This is a genomic window from Paenibacillus camerounensis, assembly GCF_000723885.1.
In the GTDB taxonomy this organism is placed as follows: domain Bacteria; phylum Bacillota; class Bacilli; order Paenibacillales; family Paenibacillaceae; genus Paenibacillus_AQ; species Paenibacillus_AQ camerounensis.
Window position 1 is genome coordinate 1 of the sequence record NZ_CCDG010000104.1, and the last position, 7,442, is coordinate 7,442.

At 55.3% G+C, this 7,442-nt stretch carries 6 protein-coding genes; 3 read left to right on the plus strand and 3 right to left on the minus strand.

What is annotated here, in order from left to right:
* Window positions 1-122 precede the first annotated feature (122 nt).
* The 3 genes from BN3772_RS28795 to BN3772_RS28805 all read right to left on the minus strand — a co-directional run bounded on the left by BN3772_RS28795 (window position 123) and on the right by BN3772_RS28805 (window position 3,501).
* Window positions 123-1,421 carry an MFS transporter gene (locus BN3772_RS28795; RefSeq protein WP_042203937.1) on the minus strand — a complete coding sequence of 433 codons (1,299 nt, stop codon included), beginning with the start codon at window positions 1,419-1,421 and terminating at the stop codon, window positions 123-125.
* Window positions 1,422-1,533: 112 nt separating this feature from the next.
* On the minus strand, window positions 1,534-2,685 hold the full coding sequence (locus tag BN3772_RS28800; RefSeq protein WP_042203938.1) for a winged helix-turn-helix domain-containing protein: 1,152 nt from the start codon (window positions 2,683-2,685) through the stop codon (window positions 1,534-1,536).
* Window positions 2,686-2,811: 126 nt separating this feature from the next.
* The gene (locus tag BN3772_RS28805) at window positions 2,812-3,501 is read right to left on the minus strand and encodes a YjgB family protein (protein ID WP_042203939.1); all 690 of its coding nucleotides are present in this window, start codon (window positions 3,499-3,501) and stop codon (window positions 2,812-2,814) included.
* 169 nt (window positions 3,502-3,670) lie between these two features.
* Here BN3772_RS28805 and BN3772_RS28810 point away from each other — a divergent pair, with 169 nt between their 5' ends.
* Genes BN3772_RS28810 through BN3772_RS28820 form a run of 3 tightly spaced genes read left to right on the plus strand, consistent with a single transcriptional unit; the run spans window position 3,671 to window position 7,002 of the window.
* A complete protein-coding gene (locus BN3772_RS28810; protein ID WP_244444866.1) occupies window positions 3,671-4,321 on the plus strand; it encodes an RNA polymerase sigma factor in 651 nt (216 codons plus the stop codon).
* A complete protein-coding gene (locus BN3772_RS28815) occupies window positions 4,311-4,649 on the plus strand; it encodes a hypothetical protein (RefSeq protein WP_042203940.1) in 339 nt (112 codons plus the stop codon). Before BN3772_RS28810 ends, BN3772_RS28815 begins: the two co-directional genes overlap by 11 nt.
* Entirely contained in the window at window positions 4,639-7,002 is a 2,364-nt protein-coding gene (locus tag BN3772_RS28820; RefSeq protein ID WP_042203941.1) for a carboxypeptidase regulatory-like domain-containing protein, read from the plus strand. The genes BN3772_RS28815 and BN3772_RS28820 overlap by 11 nt, the downstream gene beginning before the upstream one ends.
* The last annotated feature ends 440 nt before the right edge of the window (window positions 7,003-7,442 follow it).

Here is a 7,442-nt window from a genome sequence, read left to right on the forward strand (position 1 = left end):
CCCACATGCTTTAGGTGTGATATATTGGTGTCAGTGTGGTGCACCGCAAGCAGTCCGGGAGCGGCGGTTGCGCTACAACAATCCGCCGGAGAAGGATCCGATTCCGCATGAAGAGGTTACAATTACGACCACTTCAATCCGCCCAGCCCCTCCCCCGCCTGCTCCATCCGGCTGGCCTTAACCTCCCGTTTCTCCTGCCAGAGCGCCCGCCCGAAGATCAGGCCGGCCAGCCCCAGCGCCGTCTGAATAAGGCCGAAGATCAGGAAAATCCGGCCCGGTCCGGCCAACCCGACCAGCAGACCGCCAAGCAGCGGAGCAAGGATCATTACAGCGCTAAGCACAGTGTTCTGGATGCCGAAGACGCGCCCGGTCATGTGCGGCGGGGTTTCTTTTTGCAGCATATAGTTGAAGGCAACGGCAAAGGCACCATTCCCTGCCCCCAGAATAAAGCCGAGCAGCAGCACCCAGATGACCGGAGCACCCGGCTGCAGCAATCCGAGGCCGGCAACCGACAGACCAATCAGCATGTAGCCCATCCCCAGCCGCCACGTATAGCTGACAGCACTGCTTAATTTGCTTAATAGAAGAATGGTCAGCACCGCACCTACACCGGAAGCGGCGACCATCCAGCCCAGCACCGCTTCTCCTGTTGGAGAATAGACCCGGAACAGGCTGGTGAACTGAAAATCAATAACCTGAATAGCAAGCGCCCCTAACAGACCGTACACCATCATGTTTAGCAGAATCCGGGTCCGCAGCATAAAGCCCCACCCTTCCTTCCACATGGTGCGCAGCGGAATCTGCTCTTCAGCAGCCTGCGGCACCGGCTCAGATCCGGCAGGAATATTGCGCACTGACAGCAGCAGCAGATAAGAGCAGCCGCGCAGCATCGCATTGAGTACGATACACCACTGAGGTGTAAGGAAGGTGAGCGCCAGGCCGCCCAGCAGCGGGCCGGCGATTTTGGAGCCCTGGTTGACCAGCCCGTTCAGTGAAGAGGCCTGGAGCAGCTGATCCTCTCTGACAATACTCCGGGTCAAGGACTGCTGGGCAGGCACATTGACTGTTGAAATAGCGGAACGCAGTGACAGCAGGGGCAGCAGCCAGAACATATTCGGGGCGAGTAACAGTACAAGCGTCAGTACTGCGGTGAGCAGATCACACACCCGCATCAGCTTCAGCTTGTTCAGGCGGTCAGCGGCGACTCCGGCTACGGAGCCGAGCAGAATGCTGGGCAGCGCGATTGCCACCGGAATCATGGCCAGCATCAGCGGACTGACCTGCCAGCGGTATCCGACCAGCACCTGAATAGCCAATGAGTCGAACCAGTCGCCAAAGCTGGCAGTGGCAAATGCGCTGTATATGCGCACGTAGACCTTGTTATGAAGCAGGCTTGTTCCCTGCTTAGGTGAAGCTTCCATCTGACATTCCTCCAGATATCTACATAGTCTCGATGAATCAAGTCATCTTATGACCTTAATGTACAGGGGAATTGTCAGAGCATTATCAGAGGAAGCTCAAGAGAGTCAGGATTTACGATTTCAGCACCTGCATCAGCAATTCTTCCAGCCGCTGCTCATAACGGTCCAGTCCAATATCCTCCATTACAGCAGCAAACCTGCGTTCATATTTGCGGTGCAGCGGGTGTGAAGGCAGGTACAGGCGGCAATAGTGACAGATCCGGTAAAAGCCGTACAGGCGCAGCGGAACGAATCCCGACCGTTCCAGCACATCAAGCCCTTCATCCAGCAGCGCTTCTGCTTCAGCGGGCTGATTATTCCGCAGCTGCCAAAGCCCTTTTACAATGTTATAGCTGCCGGTTTCCCTCAGGAAGGGCTTCTCCTGCAAAGCCTTCACAATAGCTTCATCCATCTGCATAAGCACTTCGTTTCCGGCTCCTGCAGCGAGCTGCGCGAACAGCTCGGTAATCATGGTTACCGGTACAAAATTCTCATATTCAGGCTCCGAGATTACCTGATAGGACCGGACGAGCCGATCCAGCGCACGCTCAGGCTCACCGGCCAGAATGAACAGATCGAGAATGGTGAGGATGTCCAGCTCCAGCTGATCCTCCGGATGCAGCACCTGCGCAGAGATTACCCGCTCACAAACCGCAAGCTTAACCTCCGGTTCACCGGTGAACATGTAGAATAGAAACAAATGAAACAGCCGGTCTTTCAGCGCAACCTCCTCCGTATGCATAAGCCATTCCAGATCGCCCTGTACAAAATGAACCGACACAGCGACCTGCGGGTCCAGCTCATAGCCGAGAACATCCTTTTGGCTGGCCAGACTGAGCATCGACCTCCCCTGGCCGTAAACATGAAATTTATTGAATACCTCTGTCATCGTATTACGCAGCTCCGTGTCATGGGTCGTCGGATTAAGCAGGCGGACAGGTGCCGCTTCCGCCAGGGAGAGGCTGTAACCGGAGCCGCGTACTGTTTGGAGCGTAAGTCCCGCGAACGGACGGAGTTTTTTGCGCAGGCGGTAAATATGATCATCGACGGTCCGCTCCACCGGATACTCCAGCGGCCAGACCTTGTCCAGCAGCTGTCCGCGCGTGAAGGTACGTCCCTTGTTGCGGTACATAAAATCCAGAAGCGCATATTCCTTGGGCAGGAGCTGAAGGGTAATCTCACCATTTGCCACAGTAAAGTTGCTATCATCCAATTTGAGCTGCATCGCAGGTCCCTCTTTTCCAAGGATAAATCCATGGATGTATTATAACAGCCGGATTTCCTGAGGGGTATGTGACGACTAAAAAAAGAGCAAATCCGCTCCTGCCGCAGATCTGCCCTTTCTCCCTATTTATCCCGCCATATTGTTAAAGGAGTCCTGCTCTGAAAACACCGATATATGATCCACGGTGCCTGTTGCCTCCGGGATAATGAACTTCAGCTGGTACTCCTTACCCGCCTGGTAAATATAAATCTTGTCATTGCCGTTCACCGCAGTATCATCCGGCTTGCCGAGCGTCTGTTCAATCTCTTTCAATGTCAGCTGCTGCAGGTCAGCCGCACTGGACCGGACATCAAATATCTTGCTGCCCTTGTTGGAGCCGAACACAACATGCTTTGCGCTGTAGGTGGAATAGATCCCTTTGCCGGCAGACTCCTTGGTGTCAGGCTCGCCCCATGCCGTCTCGACTTCGTCAATCATTCCGCTGTGCGCGGCATACTCCACTCCGGGAACCTTGCCCTGCCGGGCCAGCTCCAGCAGCTCCTTCAGCTGTCCGGCGCTGTCGGCGGCAGCAGCTCCTGAGGTATTGCCGGCCGCTGTATCCGGGACGGCCGTAGTTGCCGGCGCTGCGGATTCTTCAGCTGCCGCCGGCGAAGGGCTGGCTGCGGCCGCCGGCTGAACAGCAGCTGTGGCCTCTGCTGCGGGGGCATTTGTTGCTTCCGCGCTTTTCCCCGTGCCGGCGGAGGAATTACAGGCGGTAAGCCCAAATACGCCGGCCAGTATGATAATTCCTGCTGCTTTTTTGAATGTGGTTGTCATGCTGTCATCTCCTTGGTTAGTCAAGCTGATAGAAGTAATGGTTCTGACGCACGGGACGGATTAAAGGTTGCAGACGGCGGTTTGTACGTATACTTCTGCCCTGCTGTAACGCGTTGCGCAGAAACGGATAACTGGCGAGCTTATTTTATTGTAGACAAGCACTGCGGCCTTGAACCATGAAGCTGCTGCAAATGATTTTCCTGCTCATGCACGCAACCATATCCGTTCAGCCCGCATCTTAATTAGTAAAGGGAGGGAGCATCGTCTGGATATTATAGAGAGAATCAAAGCCAAAGATGAATCGGCGCTCCGCCAGCTGATGGATGAGTACGGGGATATGCTGCTAAGAACGGCCTGCCTGCTGCTTAGGGACCGCCAGTCTGCCGAAGAGGCTGTGCAGGACACCTTCATCCAGGCTTATACCAAAATCAGCCAGCTCCAGGAGCCCTCCCGGCTCCGGCCGTGGCTGATTGCGATTACGGTTAACCGCTGCCGGATGAGGCAGCGGACATGGAGCTGGCGGAGTATTTTTCCGGCAGCAGAAAGCGGACAGTGGGCTGAGGCTGCGGGCGAAGCTTCCGCCGGAGCCGAGGAGCTTTTTATGGCAGAATGGTACAGCGGGAAGCTATCGGAGGCTATCGGAGACCTTGATTATAGGTACCGCGAATGCCTGACACTGTACTATTACCACGAGATGAGTATAAGGGAAATTTCTTCCCAGCTGAGAACACGGGAAAACACAGTCAAATCAAGGCTCGCCCGGGGACGGGTGCTGCTAAAAACCATCCTGGAGAAGGAGGATTGTGAAAATGGACAATGAACGTGAAACGCTCAGGCTGCGGCTGGAAGGAGAGCTGGCTCATGTCACCTTCTCCGGCCATGAGCAGGTGCTGAAGCAGACCCATCCTCTGACCATCCGGGCACGTCTCTCTGCGCTATGGAATACGGAGCTGGAAATTCCATTGAAGCCGTTAAGTGCTGCCGCAGCGGTGCTCGCAACAGGAATTCTGCTGTTCTACACCCCGCAGATTACAACAAAGCAGCAGCAATCAGTCCAGCTGCAGGAACGGCGGGAACTGATCGAAACCGGGGGCAACACCTATTGGAAAGACCTCTACGAGCAGGCGGTGAAGCAGCATGAACATTAGAATCAAGGTTAAGCATCTGGTGCTTTTTCTGCTGCTTCCTCTCATCCTGCTGACGGTCATTGGGCTTACCCATCCTTGGGCCCGTGCTGATTTAGGCCCGGCTCAGCAGGCTTCTGCGGATGCACGGACAGCGCTGCTGCAGAAGCTCGAAGCAAGCAGCGGGAGCGCAAGAATGCAGCTGATCCGCGAGACGGTTGTAGAGCCGGACAGCTCCTATCCGGCTTACTGGTTCAACGTATACGCAGGTAGTTCAATGAGCCGGGTGAGCCAGCCTCAGGATGAGGAGATTTCACCGCTCTTGCCCGTGGACCGGATAAAGCTGTTGGAGGAATATATTCAGGCGGGACCGGCAGATTACTCGATGCAGAATGCAGTGAAACAGCTGGTCTACGAGTATGACGCGGCAGGCAGCACAGGGAATCAGGCAGATCAGGCAATTGTTGCTGCCTTAGGCAGAGTTAGCGGCAAGTCTTCAGCCGCCCGCGAGCTGACTCTGCTCCGGGCTGAGCGGGCGCTGAATGCCGGAAAGTTCGCACAGGCCGGGGAGCTGCTTGCCCAGCAGGAATATACTGTCCAGTATAACGAATCAGAGCTGGATGCCAGGGCAGCCTGGCTGCAGGGACGGCTGCTGTTCGCACAAGGTAAGGGCAGTGAGGCTCTTGAGCTGGTGAACAGTGCACTGGAGGAATACCGTAAGGTTTGGGCTGAACGGGATGCTGCGCTTAACCCGGCTGGCAGCAGTTCACAGCAGAACGCTTCCGGCGGGGCAGACGATGGCATTGCAGCCAGCGGCAGCGCAGACGGCAGCGGCACGGACAGCGGCAGCAATGAAGCTGAACAGAGCAGCACATCCTCCCTCATAGAGGAGCAGCTTGCCGCGCTTCAGACAGCGCTGCAGGAAGCTGTAAAACTGGGCTTTAATGCACCTGCCGCCCTGTCAGGCACGCTTACTAAAAGCGACGGTACTCCAGTCGCCCGGGCAGGAATATTCCTGCGCGCGGAAAGCGAGCTGTATCACAGTGTAAGCTATGATTCCGAGCCTTACCAGATTGTTACGGATGGTGAAGGACATTTCCAGTTCTCCGGCGTGATTCCCGGATTCTATCAGATTCAGCTCGGCCTCAGCTTTGAGCAGATCGACGGCTGGACCTGGCCGGTGCAGTCTGACGACTGGATCGAGCTCCAGGCTGGCAGCTCAGTCATACATGACATCACACTCCAGCCGCTGCTCGAGCTGCAATCTCCTGTTAACTCACAGGTATTAACCGGGGATACGGTACAATTCAAGTGGGAAGCTGTAGAAGGAGCCGCCTATTACAATCTGTCTACAACAGTCGATGACAACGGCGGCCTCATCAGCCATATCACCCGGCAGAGGATTACGGATAATCAGGTTGCAATCCCGGTCACAGAGCTGTATAACAGCGGCGGCTTCTCTACCGGCAGCAGCGGGGGAGGCTGGCAGTCCGTTTCACCTGCCTCCCTGCTCGGCTTTGCCGATCCGGATAGCAGATTCTCTTGGAGTATTGATGCTTACGATGCGCAAGACCGTGTCATTACGCGCAGCAACGGATATCGTCTTAATGAGGAGACCGTCGGCAATCTGCCGTTCTTCTATTTGAAATCCAGAACTATGACTGCTGCGGATAAGCTGGTTGCGGACAAAAAGCCGGAAGAAGCGCTGGAGGCCTACCGCAGCGATTACGCTGCAAATCCACAGGATGACCATGCGCTCAAAATGCTGATTCATCTGTTGTTTGCCAAGCATTCCTATTCCCGGGATGCCGGGGTCATGAATGAGGCGATGACCTTGTTAGTGAAGCTGGTGGAGCTGCGTCCGGATGCCAACTTTGCTTTTAATCTGGCAGATTATTATCTGGACCGCTCCGACTGGAGCAATTACAACCAATACTATGCGCTGTATCTGGAGCTGAACGGGCAGGAGCAAGGCAGCTACGACCGCTCCCTCAATGCTCTCGCCCTGATGTATCAGGGCAAGCTGGACGAAGCGCGGCAGCAGTATGCCCTGGCGATGGAGGCAGATCCCAGCCACCGCTTTATCGGCAGCTATCTTGCTGCCGAGCTGGCTGCGGGCCAGCCGCTGGAGTCTGTACTGGAGCTGTCGAAGCGTTATCCCGAGCACAGCTTCGGCAAGGGCGGCTACAGCTGGCCCCTGCTGATCATGGAGCTTCAGGCGGAGCGTTCCGGGAATCCGGAGGCTTTTGACAAGCTGCTGGCTGAGAAGCTGGATGCTTATATGAGCCGGCAGGATAAAGCCCTTGAGCAGTGGGCCAGCGACGGCACGCCGACGGCAATGAAAAAATTCATCAAGGCTGTGCTCGAGGTAAGCTAGATGAAAGCTGCCGGGACGTAAAGCAACATACTAAAGACGGTCAACACCAGCTATATAGCTGTCTGTTGACCGTCTTTTTGAGATAAAACTATGACTGGCCTAGCCGGCCGAATTTAAAGGCACTTTTGCCTCTCATTCAGCTCATTTGGCCCGTCGGCCGAATTTAAAGGCACTTTTGCCTCTCATTCGGCTCATTTGGCCCCATCAGCCAAATTCAAAGGCACTTTTGCCTCTCATTCGGCTCATTTGGCCGCGTCAGCCAAATTCAAAGGCACTTTTGCCTCTCATTCGGCTCATTTGGCCGCGTCAGCCGAAATTCAAAGGCACTTTTGCCTCTCATTCGGCTCATTTGGCCGCGTCAGCCGAATTCAAAGGCACTTTTGCCTCTCATTCGGCTCATTTGGCCGCATCAGCCAAATTCAAAGGCACTTTTGCCTCTC